This window comes from Nitrosococcus wardiae (genome assembly GCF_004421105.1).
GTDB classification, from domain to species: Bacteria; Pseudomonadota; Gammaproteobacteria; order Nitrosococcales; family Nitrosococcaceae; genus Nitrosococcus; species Nitrosococcus wardiae.
The window spans coordinates 2,717,965-2,732,209 of record NZ_CP038033.1 but is presented as its reverse complement, the minus strand read 5'-3'; the positions used below and the strand labels follow the sequence as shown (position 1 = coordinate 2,732,209).

The following is a 14,245-nucleotide window of genomic DNA, read 5'->3' as shown; positions in this document are numbered from 1 at the left end:
GGCAGGTGGCATAACCATCGTCTAAAGCGAGACAAAATCTAATTTAATATTTTACGCTGAAATGCTGTGATATCGAAGAGTTCTGCTTAAATTGGAATTTTTCTAATAAAGAGGAATTAAGACGGGTAAAGAGCGAAAAAAAATACCCCCATAAAGCAAAACCCCCGACTGAGGGTTTCAATCGGGGGTTTAACGAAGATATAAGATGCCTGGCGGTGACCTACTTTCACATGGGCAACCCCACACTATCATCGGCGCTGAGTAGTTTCACTTCCGAGTTCGGCATGGGTTCGGGTGGGACCTACTCGCTATGGCCACCAGGCAAAAACTGCTCTCTCTTGGGGGAAGTCTGCTCTCTCTGGCAATCCACCCAACTTGCTTGGGTGTTATATGGTCAAGCCTCACGGGCCATTAGTACGGGTTAGCTTCACACATTACTGCGCTTCCACACCCCGCCTATCAACGTTGTCGTCTCCAACGACCCTTCAGGAACCTCGCAGGTCCTGGGAGATCTCATCTTGAGGAGGGCTTCCCGCTTAGATGCCTTCAGCGGTTATCCCCTCCGGACATAGCTACCCGGCCATGCCACTGGCGTGACAACCGGAACACCAGAGGTCCGTCCACTCCGGTCCTCTCGTACTAGGAGCAGCCCCTCTCAAATCTCCAACGCCTACGGCAGATAGGGACCGAACTGTCTCACGACGTTCTAAACCCAGCTCGCGTACCACTTTAAATGGCGAACAGCCATACCCTTGGGACCGGCTACAGCCCCAGGATGTGATGAGCCGACATCGAGGTGCCAAACACCGCCGTCGATATGAACTCTTGGGCGGTATCAGCCTGTTATCCCCGGAGTACCTTTTATCCGTTGAGCGATGGCCCTTCCACTAAGAACCACCGGATCACTAAGACCGTCTTTCGACCCTGCTCGACCTGTCCGTCTCGCAGTCAGGCACCCTTTTGCCTTTGCACTCACTACGCGATTTCCGACCGCGCTGAGGGTACCTTCGCGCTCCTCCGTTACCCTTTAGGAGGAGACCGCCCCAGTCAAACTACCCACCATGCACTGTCCCCGACCCGGATAACGCGCCTAGGTTAGAACTCCAAACATGCCAGGGTGGTATTTCAAGGTCGGCTCCACCGAAACTAGCGTCCCGGCTTCTTCGCCTCCCACCTATCCTACACAAGCAGGTTCAAAGTCCAGTGCAAAGCTGTAGTAAAGGTTCACGGGGTCTTTCCGTCTTGCCGCAGGTACACTGCATCTTCACAGCAATTTCAATTTCACTGAGCCTCGGGTGGAGACAGTGTGGCCATCGTTACGCCATTCGTGCAGGTCGGAACTTACCCGACAAGGAATTTCGCTACCTTAGGACCGTTATAGTTACGGCCGCCGTTTACCGGCGCTTCGTTCAAGGGCTTCGCCTCGCGACTAACCCCATCACTTAACGTTCCGGCACCGGGCAGGCGTCACACCCTATACTTCCTCTTTCAAGTTCGCAGAGTGCTGTGTTTTTAATAAACAGTCGCAGCCACCTGGTCACTGCAACCTCCTTCCGCTCCAGACGCTCGGTCCTTCACGTACCAGAGGCACACCTTCTCCCGAAGTTACGGTGCCAATTTGCCGAGTTCCTTCACCCGAGTTCTCTCAAGCGCCTGAGGATTCTCTCCCCGCCCACCTGTGTCGGTTTCGGGTACGGTCTCACATAACCTGATGCTTAGAGGCTTTTCCTGGAAGCCGGGCCTCAACTGCTTCGCCCTTCAATAAGAGCTCGTCATCACGCCTCGGAATACGCGCCCCCGGATTTGCCTAGGAACGCTCCCTACACGCTTAAACCGGGACTTCCAACCCCCGGCCAGCCTAGCCTTCTCCGTCACCCCATCGCAGTTATGCCAGGTACCGGAATATTAACCGGTTTCCCATCGACTACGCCTCTCGGCCTCGCCTTAGGGACCGACTCACCCTGCGCCGATTAACGTTGCGCAGGAACCCTTGGGCTTTCGGCGAGGGGGCCTCTCACCCCCTTTATCGTTACTCATGTCAGCATTCGCACTTCCGATGCCTCCAACATGCCTCTCAGCACGCCTTCTACAGCCTACGGAACGCTCCCCTACCGCATAAATCCCCCGCAGAGGACTCATACCCGCAGCTTCGGTATATCGCTTTAGCCCCGGTACATCTTCCGCGCAGGCCGACTCGACCAGTGAGCTATTACGCTTTCTTTAAAGGATGGCTGCTTCTAAGCCAACCTCCTGGCTGTCTTCGCCTTCCCACATCGTTTCCCACTTAGCGATAATTTCGGGACCTTAGCTGACGGTCTGGGCTGTTTCCCTCTCCACGATGGACCTTCTCACCCACCGTGTGTCTCCCATGCTCCCACTTCCCAGTATTCGGAGTTTGCCTCGGTTTGGTAAGGCTATACGCCCCCCTAGCCGAAACAGTGCTCTACCCCCAGGAGTGATACATGAGGCACTACCTAAATAGCTTTCGGGGAGAACCAGCTATCTCCGAGCTTGTTTAGCCTTTCACTCCTAACCACAGCTCATCCCCTGATTTTTCAACATCAGTGGGTTCGGGCCTCCAGTGGGAATTACCCCACCTTCACCCTGGCCATGGCTAGATCGCCCGGTTTCGGGTCTACTCCCAGCGACTCAGCCGCCCTATTCAGACTCGGTTTCCCTACGGCTCCCCTCTCGGTTAACCTGGCCACTGAAAGTAACTCGCTGACCCATTATACAAAAGGTACGCAGTCACCTCCCTAAGAAGGCTCCCACTGCTTGTACGCATACGGTTTCAGATTCTCTTTCACTCCCCTCTACGGGGTTCTTTTCACCTTTCCCTCACGGTACTTGTCCACTATCGGTCGGTAGGGAGTATTTAGCCTTGGAGGGTGGGCCCCCCTTCTTCAGACAGGATACCACGTGTCCCGCCCTACTCATCTTCACCTGTAACACCCTTTCGTGTACCGGGCTATCACCGTCTACGGCCGGACTTTCCAATCCGTTCCACTAAAATCCTACAGGCTTTTGGGCTGCTCCCCTTTCGCTCGCCGCTACTCAGGGAATCTCGGTTGATTTCTTTTCCTCTAGGTACTGAGATGGTTCAGTTCCCCAGGTTCGCCTCACATGCCTATATATTCAGCATGCAATACCTAGCCTCAACTAGGTGGGTTCCCCCATTCGGATACCCCCGGATCATCGCCCGTTTGCCGGCTCCCCGAGGCTTTTCGCAGACTACCACGTCCTTCTTCGCCTCCTACCGCCAAGGCATCCACCGTATGCGCTTATTCGCTTGACCATATAACCCCAAACAACCTGGGCTATATCATTCTCGCCAACATACCTCGCAAGCTCCTCGCTTGCCTCGCCTTGAACTTCTCTTCCCCTCGTTTTTAAAGAGCAATTACAACCACTTGAGTGAGATACTGCAAGCAATTTGTGTGAGCACTCACGACCTAGTTTAGCGTGCTAAACTTTTTAGGAGGTGATCCAGCCGCAGGTTCCCCTACGGCTACCTTGTTACGACTTCACCCCAGTCATTGACCACACCGTGGTAAGCGCCCTCCCGAAGGTTAAGCCACCTACTTCTGGTGCAGCCAACTCCCATGGTGTGACGGGCGGTGTGTACAAGGCCCGGGAACGTATTCACCGCGGCATTGCTGATCCGCGATTACTAGCGATTCCGACTTCATGCAGTCGAGTTGCAGACTGCAATCCGGACTACGACCGGCTTTCTGAGATTAGCTCCGCATCACTGCTTGGCCACCCTCTGTACCGGCCATTGTAGCACGTGTGTAGCCCTGGCCATAAGGGCCATGATGACTTGACGTCATCCCCACCTTCCTCCGTTTTGTCAACGGCAGTCCCCCTAGAGTGCCCGGCCTAACCGCTGGCAACTAGAGGTAAGGGTTGCGCTCGTTGCGGGACTTAACCCAACATCTCACGACACGAGCTGACGACAGCCATGCAGCACCTGTCTCCCGGCTCCCGAAGGCACCCCCGCATCTCTGCAGGGTTCCGAGGATGTCAAAACCAGGTAAGGTTCTTCGCGTTGCATCGAATTAAACCACATGCTCCACCGCTTGTGCGGGCCCCCGTCAATTCATTTGAGTTTCAACCTTGCGGCCGTACTCCCCAGGCGGAGAACTTATCGCGTTGGCTACAACACTGAAAGGCTTACCCTCCCAACGTCTAGTTCTCATCGTTTAGGGCGTGGACTACCAGGGTATCTAATCCTGTTCGCTCCCCACGCTTTCGCACCTCAGCGTCAGTTATGGTCCAGGAGGCCGCCTTCGCCACTGGTGTTCCTTCCGATATCTACGCATTTCACCGCTACACCGGAAATTCCGCCTCCCTCTACCACACTCTAGCTCAGCAGTATCAAGTGCAATTCCCAGGTTGAGCCCAGGGCTTTCACACCCAACTTACTAAACCGCCTACGCGCCCTTTACGCCCAGTAATTCCGATTAACGCTCGCACCCTCCGTATTACCGCGGCTGCTGGCACGGAGTTAGCCGGTGCTTCTTCTGTGGGTAACGTCAACACGATGCGCTATTCACACACCGCTTTTCTTCCCCACTGAAAGGGCTTTACAACCCGAAGGCCTTCTTCACCCACGCGGCATTGCTGGATCAGGCTTGCGCCCATTGTCCAATATTCCCCACTGCTGCCTCCCGTAGGAGTCTGGGCCGTGTCTCAGTCCCAGTGTGGCTGATCGTCCTCTCAGACCAGCTACCGATCGTCGCCTTGGTAGGCCCTTACCCTACCAACTAGCTAATCGGACGCAGGCTCATCCCCTAGCGCGAGGCCCGAAAGTCCCCCGCTTTCCTCCTCAGAGCGTATGCGGTATTAGCCCGAGTTTCCCCGGGTTATCCCCCTCTAGAGGCCAGATTCCTACGCGTTACTCACCCGTCCGCCACTCGCCAGCCGCCTAAGTAAACTTAGACGCTGCTGCCGTCCGACTTGCATGTGTTAAGCATGCCGCCAGCGTTCAATCTGAGCCATGATCAAACTCTTCAGTTGAATCTTTAGTCGTCACATAAATGTGACGTATATGGTGCTCGATACAAACTTCCTCAAATAACATTGAGGTTACTGCATCGAAAAGCTTTTTTGAGCACAGCTTCCCATCGACGCGAGCGCCCACACAAATTACTTGTTACTTGCATCTCATCAAGTTTTTAAAGAACTAAGGAAACTCTCCGCCCGGCTACCCTAGATGAGCGGATCCTTATAATTTCATAAATCTTAAATCAAGGCTACTAGTACAGCATCTCTGCTTAACCAGCACCTTTCAGCAGCAAGAAATATGCTGCTTCAAGGAAAGTTCGATTTGCAAATTATAGCACTTGGTAAATCCCTTTGCCAACATTTATCTTTCCCTCTGCCTCGTCCCTGTAAGCTTGAATGCCGCCAGGAAAGTTATATAAATGTTACCTGAATATGACAATAATAACAAAGGGTATTTTACATTCCTTAATCAACCTTTAGTCCTTCAAGCCAATCCCTTTGGCCCAAACCCTTCCCCCTAACTTTAAATCATAGAACCAACCGGGTGACAAGTTTTTTCTTTTTAATATATTGTAAGCAATTGATCGTTATAACAAATCATCAAAAGGAGAAACTGGCCTCTGTTTCAGTACCGCTAATAATCAATAACTTAGTCTAAACTTTTTATATTTTATAGCTTAGGTTGCAATGGAGGGGCTTTATGTTGATAAAGGGAAAAGAATGGAGAGTACTCCTCTCGTTCCTCCTCTACACCGTATTACTACTATTGCTCGGTTGCTCTTCAGAAGAAGAATCACCTCTGGCACCCCCAACGGAGACTTCCAGAGCCCCTTCCAAGCCACAAGCTAGCCGGGAAGCCTTGCTGCCGTCTTTCGCAGATATTGTTGCCGAAGCAAAACCTGCCGTCGTCAATATCGCAACCACCCAAACGATTGAGACTCCTGAAGGGCATCCCTTTTTTGGGCCTGATTCCTTTGGGGAAGAAAATCCCTTTGAGGAATTCTTTCGACGCTTCTTCCCCGATATGCCCAAGACCTTCAAGCGGCAAAGTCTGGGCTCTGGATTTATAATTGATGCCGAGGGCCTAATTGTTACTAACCATCATGTGGTTGATCGGGCAGAGGAAATCATTATCCGCCTTGAGAAAAAGGAATTTAAAGCCCAGATTCTAGGCTCAGATCCAGCAACTGATCTTGCCATCTTGAAAATCAAGCCTGACAGGAAACTCCCGACTCTTAACTTCGGCGACTCCAACCAGCTCCAAGTGGGAGACTGGGTGATCGCCATTGGCAATCCCTTCGGCCTTTCCCAGACTGTTACCGCAGGAATAGTGAGTGCTACCGGTCGGGTTATTGGCCAGGGTCCTTATGATGATTTTATTCAAACGGATGCTTCGATCAATCCAGGTAACTCCGGGGGACCACTGCTTAACCTTAAGGGGAAAGTGGTAGGCATTAATACCGCCATCTTTAGCCAGACGGGTGCGAATATTGGCATCGGATTTGCTATTCCCAGCAACCTCTCTCGTGACATTACTGAGAAGCTACGGACTCAAGGAAAAGTAGTACGCGGATGGCTTGGCGTGGTGGTCCAGGACCTGGATGAGGACCTTGCAGCCGCCTTTAATCTCCCTGAGGTGCAGGGAGCCCTCATTGTGGACGTCAAAGAAGGAGGCCCCGCAGATAAAGCAGGACTCAAGCGCGGTGATGTGATCGCCAATTTCGGCAGGGAATCGGTTCAATCATTACAGGACCTTTCCCGTGAAGTTGCGGCTACCGAGCCAGGGATTAAGGTCCCGGTTGAAATCATCCGCCAGGGTGAAAAACAAGCACTCACAGTTGAGGTTGGCGAACAATAACCACCGTAACCTAGCCTATTGAAATCTCCCCAGGCTATACCCTAATAATTAAGAGATTAACACCATGACTATCAGTCCCGATAATATCGTGCTTTGGTCCTGGGGACCGGTCTCCCTCAATGGGACTCTTTTATACAGCTGGATTGTAATGTTGCTACTGGTGGGAAATTCCTGGTTAATTACCCGCCCCCTTTCCAGCAGCACTAGCATCTCCCGCTGGCAAACTCTATTAGAAGTTCTGATTATCGGGGTGCGCGACCAGATCCAGGAAGTCAGCCACCAGAAGCCAGGGCGCTATCTGCCTTTTATAGGGACCCTCTTCCTTTTCATTGGGACTTCTAACCTGCTGACTATTGTGCCAGGCTTTATACCTCCAACTAGTTCCCTCTCCACGACCACAGCGCTAGCTATCTGCGTCTTCCTTGCCGTGCCCCTCTATGGCATCACCTATGAGGGGCCTCTTAACTACCTCAAGCATTATACTAGACCAACGCTCCTCATGTTGCCCTTTAATATCATTGGGGAAATCTCCCGCACTGTCGCCCTGGCAGTGCGTCTTTATGGCAATATCATGAGCGGCACCGTCATTGTCGCTATCTTGATCAGCCTCACTCCCTTCTTTTTTCCCATTGTGATGCAACTCCTAGGTCTACTAACCGGGATGATCCAAGCTTATATCTTTGCCATACTGGCTATGGTGTACATCGCTTCGGCCACTTCAGCCCATCATCGAGAAGCAAACGGGCTGCCGGAAAAAGAACAGGCAACATCTAACGAAACACAGGAGCGCTCCTAATGGAGAATTTTTCTCTTATCGGCATGATCTCCATCATTACTGCGGGATTAACCATTGCCATTGGCTCCATTGGGCCGGCAATCGGTGAAGGCCGGGCGGTCGCCCAGGCCTTAACGGCCATCGCCCAGCAACCCGACGAAGCCGGCACTATTACCCGCACCTTATTCGTCGGTCTTGCTATGGTGGAATCAACCGCCATCTACTGTTTTGTGGTTTCAATGATCCTGATCTTCGCTAATCCTTTCTGGGACTATACCGTTTCCCAAGCTGGAGGCTGATGGATGCAGATCGACTGGATCACGGTCAGCGCACAAATTGTCAATTTTCTCGTTCTTGTCTATCTTCTCAAACGCTTTCTCTACCAGCCGGTTATTACGGCCATGGAGCAGCGCCAACAGCGTATCGCTAACCGCCTTCAGAAGGCCGAGCAGCGGGAGCAAGAGGCAGGCCAAGAGGCTCAACACTACCGTGAAAAAGCCCAGAACTTAGAGCAGCAGCGGGATGAGTTAATAGCCAAAGCCAAGGAAGAAGCAGAAGCGCAGCGTCAACACCTCCTCAATGAGGCTCGAGAGGAAGTGGCAACCGCCCGTAAAGAATGGTTGCAACAAGTAGAGCGGGAAAAACAAGAATTTTTAAAGGCGCTTAAAAAACAGACTGGGGAAACAATGGTAAAGACCACCCGTGCTGCCCTGGCAGATTTAGCCGATACCACCTTAGAGCAACAAATGGTTGGGATTTTTCTCACCCGCCTTGAGTCTTTGGATGAAGCGGATCGACAAGCCCTCAAGGAAACTCCCGGGGCGCTTCGAATCACAACCTCTTTCGAACTTAGCCAGAACTTGCGTGATAAAGTCACAGAAGCGGTACACGAGCACCTCATGCCCCATACCGATATCCACTATACTCAATCGCCTGAGCTCCTCTGTGGAATCGAACTGAATACCGAGGGTCGCAAAATCAGTTGGACCCTAGCAGAATACCTGGATGCCCTGGAAAACCAAATGACCACGGTGCTGGACTCCGCAAAACCCTCTACCGGCTAAACTCGAATAAAGAGTGACCTCAACATGTTAGAACAAATACTGGATGGCACTCGGGCGGCTTTGAATTCAGCGCTAGAAAGAAACGTCCCTGCCCTGCAGCTCCGAGAAACCGGAACAGTCACCCAGGTCAGTGGGGGGATCGCCCGAATAAAAGGATTGCCTAGCATCACCATGGAAGAACTGATCGCCTTTCCTGGGAATCTATTGGGGATTGCCATCAATCTGGAACCGGAAGAAATTGGTGTCGCCCTGCTTGGCGATAGCCCCGAACTGACCGCCGGGGCTGAAGTCCATGCCACCGGCCGGCTTACCGACGCCCCGGTCGGTAAAGGCCTGCTGGGCCGAGTGATTGATCCCACCGGGCGGATACTGGATGATGGAGGTCCCTTGCAGGCCAGTGAGCGCCGCCCCATAGAACGGGACGCCCCGGCCATTATGGATCGCGCTCCGGTCAGCATCCCCCTCCAAACGGGCCTTAAAGCAGTAGATGCTTTAATCCCCATTGGCCGCGGCCAGCGGGAGCTTATTTTAGGCGACCGCCAAACCGGTAAAACTACAGTAGCAGTCGATACTATTCTTAATCAGCGGGATAAGGAAGTCATCTGCATCTACTGTGCAATTGGCCAGCGAGGAACCGCTGTTGCCCGGGTAATCAATGAACTGCGCAGTCAAGGGGCCAACCGCTATTCCATTGTGGTAGTGGCTTCCGGAGAAGATCCTCCCGGTCTCCAATTTATCACCCCCTATGCTGCCATGACCATGGCAGAGTACTTTATGGAACAGGGCCAGGATGTGCTGGTCGTCTATGACGACCTTACTCGCCATGCCCGGGCCTATCGGGAACTCTCCCTATTATTGCGGCGTCCCCCCGGCCGTGAAGCTTACCCGGGGGATATTTTCTATATCCATTCTCGATTGCTAGAGCGGGCGACTCACCTGCGACAAGAAAAGGGCGGCGGTTCCATCACGGCCCTGCCCATTGTCGAAACCCAGGCCCAGGATATTTCCGCCTACATCCCCACCAATTTGATCTCCATCACGGATGGACAGATTTATCTCTCCCCAGAGCTTTTCCACAAGGGCCTGATGCCAGCGGTGGATGTGGGGAAATCAGTCTCCCGGGTAGGCGGGAAAACCCAGCTCCCGGCCCACCGGGCAGTGGCTGGAGATCTTCGGCTCTCCTACACTCAGTTTGAGGAATTGGAGACTTTTGCCCGCTTTGCCACCCGCCTGGATGAAGCCACCCGACAGACCATTGAACGAGGCCGACGGGTACGGGAAATATTAAAACAGGCCGAACATGAACCTCTCAGGATGGCCGAACAAATCGCGGTACTCAATGGAGTCAATGCAGGACTATTTGATCCCTTAGACTTAGAGGAGGTGCCGAAAGCCGAAAGGGCCATTCGCCAAGCGGTGCTTGAACAACTGCCTGAGATCTGTGAGCGAATCGAAGCCGGAAGCAAGTTGGACCCGGAAGAGTGGGACCGGCTGGTGACCACTGCCAGAGAAGCTATCAATAAAACAGCATCTTAGAAACTATGGAAACCGCAGAACAACTCCAGCAGCGGATTGAAAGTTTTAAAGATCTGCGCTCCATTGTCAGCACCATGAAGGCCCTTGCCGCGGTGAGTATCCGCCAATACGAGAAGGCCGTAGAGGCCCTAGCCGACTATTATCGCACCGTGGAATTGGGACTCCACGTAGCCTTGGGGGACAGGCAGCACCCTGAACTCCACCGCCGAAAAAATCGCCGGTTAGGCGCTATTGTTTTCGGTTCAGACCATGGCCTCTGCGGTCGCTTCAACGAGGACATTGCGGCTTATAGCCTGGAACGGATGCGGGCTTCGCCAGCCTCGCCAGAAGGACGTTTAGTGCTGGTAGTAGGTGCCCGGGCAGCGGCGCAGCTAGAGCAAGCAGGCCAATTGGTGGAAGAAGACTTTCTGGTTCCCGGTTCCGCCTCCCGCATTACTGCCACCGTTCGGCAAATATTATTGAAAATCGATGAATGGCGCCAAACTAGCGGGATAGAATATATCTATCTTTTTTATAATCGCCATTTATCAAGCGCCAGTTACCAACCCACAGGAGTGCAATTGTTGCCTGTCGACTTGCGGCGCTTTCATCGCCAGGAAGAAACACACTGGCCCTCCAAGGTATTACCTACTTTCACCATGAATCGCCAACACCTGCTCTCTTCCCTCCTGCAGCAGTACTTTTTCGTTTCCATCTTTCGGGCTTGCGCTGAGTCTCAGGCCAGTGAACACGGCAGCCGTTTAGCAGCCATGCAAGCGGCTGAAAAAAATCTAGACGAGCGCCTTGATGAGATCATTACCGAATTTCGCCGAGTCCGCCAGGAATCCATTACCACCGAGTTACTGGATGTCGTTTCAGGATTTGAGGCCCTGACCGGGGGAAAAGCTTGAACAATGGCCTCAAAACTCAGCCGGTGACCGTTTCCAATGCCCCAGGACCTTTGGTCTCCTCCCTGGGTATTCAGATTTCAACAGCGGGCTTTCGGCGGATACAGTTATCTAACCCTTATCAGGGTACCCCCTAAGCATGGGTCGGAATCTGCTCGATCTCCTGGGCGATTCGCTGATTGGCCAAACGGAGTTCGTACTGCTTCTGTAGATTCATCCATAACTCCGGGCCGGTCCTAATGTTTATTAATCCGGATACTCTATTCCCCTGCCCTATCACCACTAAGCGCTTCTAGCCTATTGCTGCGCAATTGACGTAAGCTATCGAGGCTAGGGGCTGCCTCTAGTATCTCGAGACCTTTTTCAGTCTGCTGTTGGAAGCTTTCAAATTCTTTAATACGTTCTCCTTCCGCAAACCGCCGTGTCTTGTCGACCAAGAACGGCTCCGCACCGAACGCGCCCGTGTGAACGAGAGTATCGATGATCTTATCCAGCGCTATTCCCAGAAAAATGGCGGGCAAAGTTGAGGCGTGAAGCATTGGGGCAGGGAGATGGGGCGCATAATCAACCTATCTCTCTGCTCTTTTCCCTTCTCTCAACTTCCTAAAAAAAGGAAAATATAAGACCCCACCTCGCTCAGCTATTGAGCTCCGCTTCCAATTCATGCTGCAGTTGTTCATTAGCCTGACGCAAAGCCTCACTAACCGTCACCGGATACCCCTGTTTCAAGGATTGCAAAGCATGGAATTCAGGAGGTAAAGCCTCCATTTGCTTCCGGGCATGCTCACGGGCTTGTTCCAGGGAGACCTGTCCCCGCTCAAGCCGTTTGCCTTGACTCATCACCTGCTCAAGCAAGGGCTGACCCTCTAAAGTTTCATCAAATCGAGCAATCACGTCCCACTTCATCTGGCCTGCTTCAAAGAATCTGAACACTTGCTTGCGGCCAGGTAAGAGTTCCTTGCTAGAAGACAACTTGGTCCGCGGTTGGTTGGCGTATTCGACTAATTTATAAGAGAAATCGAGCTCCGGCGCATCGCCCGAGACAGCCAGTTGAGTTCCCACCCCAAACCCATCGATAGGTGCTCCCTCTTCCAGCAGCGCTTGGATTTTATATTCATCTAACCCGCTGGAAGCCACGATCTTGACCTGATTCAGCCCGGCTTCATCAAGCAACCGGCGTGATTCCTTGGCTAATTTGCCCAAATCCCCTGAGTCCAGCCGGATAGCTTTAACCTTAAAGTCCTGGCCCAAAGCCTCTGCCAACGCAATAACCTTACGAACCCCTGCCAAAGTATCATAAGTATCCACTAACAAGGTGGTTTCCGGAAATTCCTGAACAAAAGCCTTTAGGGCGGTATATTCATCAGGATGGGCTTGGATGAAACTATGGGCCATTGTCCCTGTAGCCGGAATATTATAATGGCGGCCGGCAAAAACATTGGAAGTAGCGCTAGCTCCAGCAAGATAACTGGTGCGGGCGACCTTTAGGGCCGCATCCGTCCCATGGGCACGCCGTGAACCGAAATCCACCACCCGATGACCCCGAGCTGCGCTCACCACCCTCGCCGCCTTGGTAGCCACAACACTCTGTAAATGAATTTGATTGAGTAGGTAGGTTTCCACCAATTGAGCTTCTGGAAGCGGCGCAATCACCTGTACGACAGGTTCATTTTCAAACACCAGAGTACCCTCCGGCACGGCAAATACGTCACCGGTAAACTGGAACTCCTGTAACTGGTCCAAAAACCGCTGGCTAAATCCTCCTTGTGCCTTAAGCCAGTCCCGCTCCTGGTCCGTAAAACGGAGATGTTCAAGATAATTCAGAATATCATCGAGCCCTGCTGCCATCACAAAATTGCGATGGTGAGGCAATTTGCGGAAGAATAATTCAAACACGGAGACGGCATTCATCCCTTCCGCATAATAAGACTGCATCATGGTCAGTTCATAAAGATCGGTAAACAATGCGCTTTGATGGGGCATATTACCCTGTTGCTCAGACATCATTCTCCGCTAATACCTTTTAAACTATTTTTATTCGCCTAAACTTAAATTATAAATTATAGCTATTACAGTTGATATTCCAGACACTGAGTAAAGCTTACTTTATAATCCATATTCAGGAGATTTTGGTGTCGTCACTTGCAATACTTTCCCTTATCGTGGCTATTGTGGCTGCATTATTAGCAGTTTTGGGCATTGCAGGGGCTCAATTTACAGAAGCCTTTGTCCTCATTTTTATCATTGCCTTTATCACCGCATTTATATTGTGGAGGCAATCACCCCGTAAATAAGTATTAGCAGTGAGTTTTGAGGATCTTTATCGCCCCCTATCGGAAGAGAGGCTGGGAGCCGTGCTGGGGGATATCTTTAAAAGGGGGGAGCCGCTTCCTCCGGCCGCATGAGGTAATAGCGCGCCGGAGAAAGCCCTCTGTTGAACTTATATCATCTTACCTAGGAACATAGGAACATAGGAACACAGCCCCTAAAATTACACATGGGGACGCATCGCGGGAAGCAAGTCATTAAAAGTCCTTCCGCTTGCATTTTCACCAATAGCGTGCATCTTCCACTCATTATTATGACGGTAGACTTTGGCCATGATTTGGGCGCTGTGATCCCCCTGGCAACTTAAGTCATAACGGGCGATTTCAGCGTTGTTACTGCGATTGACCAGGCGGCAAAAGGCATTTTGAACCTGACTAAAGTTTTGACCGGTAAAGCTATTGACAACAAACATCAAACTTTTGACATTTGCGGGTACGCGAGTCAAATCTACAATGATTTGTTCATCATCGCCCTCCCCTTCCCCTGTGAGATTATCTCCCGTATGGGTGATACTCCCATCTTTACTTTGCAACTGCCGGAACCAGACCGTATCAACCACATTGCCTGCCTCGTCAAAGAGCACGCAAGAAGCGTCTAAATCAATTTGCTGACCGCCACCAAAGCCAAAAAATCCCTTTTTTCCTGCGGCATCCCAACCCAACCCCATCACCACCTGACTTAAGGCCCCACCACTTTCTTTTTCAAGAGAGATTTTTTGGCCTTTGACTAGCTTAACTGGCATATACCCTCCTATAGAGCAAATTCGCTGTGGATAAATTTACTTTCATTT

Annotated in this window: 10 protein-coding genes and 3 rRNA genes; 7 read left to right on the top strand and 6 right to left on the bottom strand. The window is 51.8% G+C overall.

Going from position 1 to position 14,245, the window contains the following annotated elements; translation table 11 throughout:
• Positions 1 to 207: 207 nt before the first annotated feature.
• The 3 genes from rrf to E3U44_RS12980 all read right to left on the bottom strand — a co-directional run bounded on the left by rrf (position 208) and on the right by E3U44_RS12980 (position 5,019).
• Positions 208 to 322: ribosomal RNA gene (gene rrf, locus E3U44_RS12990) — 5S ribosomal RNA — on the bottom strand.
• Between the two features lie 68 nt (positions 323 to 390).
• Positions 391 to 3,295: ribosomal RNA gene (locus E3U44_RS12985) — 23S ribosomal RNA — on the bottom strand.
• 179 nt (positions 3,296 to 3,474) lie between these two features.
• Positions 3,475 to 5,019: ribosomal RNA gene (locus E3U44_RS12980) — 16S ribosomal RNA — on the bottom strand.
• Together the 16S, 23S and 5S rRNA genes form the textbook arrangement of a ribosomal RNA operon.
• Before the next feature lie 688 nt (positions 5,020 to 5,707).
• Between E3U44_RS12980 and E3U44_RS12975 the strand changes: the two genes are divergently transcribed.
• The 6 genes from E3U44_RS12975 to E3U44_RS12950 all read left to right on the top strand — a co-directional run bounded on the left by E3U44_RS12975 (position 5,708) and on the right by E3U44_RS12950 (position 11,130).
• Positions 5,708 to 6,865 carry a Do family serine endopeptidase gene (locus tag E3U44_RS12975; RefSeq protein ID WP_134358584.1) on the top strand — a complete coding sequence of 386 codons (1,158 nt, stop codon included), beginning with the start codon at positions 5,708 to 5,710 and terminating at the stop codon, positions 6,863 to 6,865.
• Between the two features lie 64 nt (positions 6,866 to 6,929).
• Positions 6,930 to 7,661, top strand: coding sequence for a F0F1 ATP synthase subunit A (locus E3U44_RS12970; protein ID WP_134358583.1), 732 nt, complete (start codon positions 6,930 to 6,932; stop codon positions 7,659 to 7,661).
• The gene (locus tag E3U44_RS12965; RefSeq protein ID WP_134358582.1) at positions 7,661 to 7,939 is read left to right on the top strand and encodes a F0F1 ATP synthase subunit C; all 279 of its coding nucleotides are present in this window, start codon (positions 7,661 to 7,663) and stop codon (positions 7,937 to 7,939) included. Before E3U44_RS12970 ends, E3U44_RS12965 begins: the two co-directional genes overlap by 1 nt.
• A 3-nt stretch (positions 7,940 to 7,942) precedes the next feature.
• Positions 7,943 to 8,704: a F0F1 ATP synthase subunit B gene (locus E3U44_RS12960; RefSeq protein ID WP_134358581.1), complete on the top strand. Its 762-nt coding sequence runs from the start codon at positions 7,943 to 7,945 to the stop codon at positions 8,702 to 8,704.
• A gap of 24 nt (positions 8,705 to 8,728) precedes the next feature.
• Complete coding sequence (locus tag E3U44_RS12955) at positions 8,729 to 10,240, top strand: alternate F1F0 ATPase, F1 subunit alpha (RefSeq protein ID WP_134358580.1); 1,512 nt, start codon at positions 8,729 to 8,731, stop codon at positions 10,238 to 10,240.
• A 5-nt stretch (positions 10,241 to 10,245) separates the two neighbouring features.
• Positions 10,246 to 11,130, top strand: a complete 885-nt coding sequence (locus tag E3U44_RS12950) for a F0F1 ATP synthase subunit gamma (RefSeq protein ID WP_134358579.1) — start codon at positions 10,246 to 10,248, stop codon at positions 11,128 to 11,130.
• A 257-nt stretch (positions 11,131 to 11,387) separates the two neighbouring features.
• Here E3U44_RS12950 and E3U44_RS12945 read toward each other — a convergent pair whose 3' ends face one another.
• Positions 11,388 to 11,666, bottom strand: a complete 279-nt coding sequence (locus E3U44_RS12945; protein ID WP_134358578.1) for a hypothetical protein — start codon at positions 11,664 to 11,666, stop codon at positions 11,388 to 11,390.
• 97 nt (positions 11,667 to 11,763) lie between these two features.
• Positions 11,764 to 13,131 carry a nicotinate phosphoribosyltransferase gene (locus E3U44_RS12940; RefSeq protein WP_134359839.1) on the bottom strand — a complete coding sequence of 456 codons (1,368 nt, stop codon included), beginning with the start codon at positions 13,129 to 13,131 and terminating at the stop codon, positions 11,764 to 11,766.
• A 128-nt stretch (positions 13,132 to 13,259) separates the two neighbouring features.
• Between E3U44_RS12940 and E3U44_RS19355 the strand changes: the two genes are divergently transcribed.
• Positions 13,260 to 13,421 carry a hypothetical protein gene (locus E3U44_RS19355; RefSeq protein ID WP_166805079.1) on the top strand — a complete coding sequence of 54 codons (162 nt, stop codon included), beginning with the start codon at positions 13,260 to 13,262 and terminating at the stop codon, positions 13,419 to 13,421.
• A gap of 197 nt (positions 13,422 to 13,618) precedes the next feature.
• Here the strand turns inward: E3U44_RS19355 and E3U44_RS12935 are convergent, their stop codons facing one another.
• Positions 13,619 to 14,197, bottom strand: coding sequence for a TerD family protein (locus tag E3U44_RS12935; RefSeq protein WP_013033903.1), 579 nt, complete (start codon positions 14,195 to 14,197; stop codon positions 13,619 to 13,621).
• Between the last annotated feature and the right edge of the window lie 48 nt (positions 14,198 to 14,245).

Coding starts and splice junctions, on each gene's coding strand:
- E3U44_RS12975 (WP_134358584.1), top strand. CDS start 5,708: ATGTTGATAAAGGGAAAAGAATGGAGAGTACTCCTCTCGTTCCTCCTC.
- E3U44_RS12970 (WP_134358583.1), top strand. CDS start 6,930: ATGACTATCAGTCCCGATAATATCGTGCTTTGGTCCTGGGGACCGGTC.
- E3U44_RS12965 (WP_134358582.1), top strand. CDS start 7,661: ATGGAGAATTTTTCTCTTATCGGCATGATCTCCATCATTACTGCGGGA.
- E3U44_RS12960 (WP_134358581.1), top strand. CDS start 7,943: ATGCAGATCGACTGGATCACGGTCAGCGCACAAATTGTCAATTTTCTC.
- E3U44_RS12955 (WP_134358580.1), top strand. CDS start 8,729: ATGTTAGAACAAATACTGGATGGCACTCGGGCGGCTTTGAATTCAGCG.
- E3U44_RS12950 (WP_134358579.1), top strand. CDS start 10,246: ATGGAAACCGCAGAACAACTCCAGCAGCGGATTGAAAGTTTTAAAGAT.
- E3U44_RS12945 (WP_134358578.1), bottom strand. CDS start 11,666: ATGCTTCACGCCTCAACTTTGCCCGCCATTTTTCTGGGAATAGCGCTG.
- E3U44_RS12940 (WP_134359839.1), bottom strand. CDS start 13,131: ATGTCTGAGCAACAGGGTAATATGCCCCATCAAAGCGCATTGTTTACC.
- E3U44_RS12935 (WP_013033903.1), bottom strand. CDS start 14,197: ATGCCAGTTAAGCTAGTCAAAGGCCAAAAAATCTCTCTTGAAAAAGAA.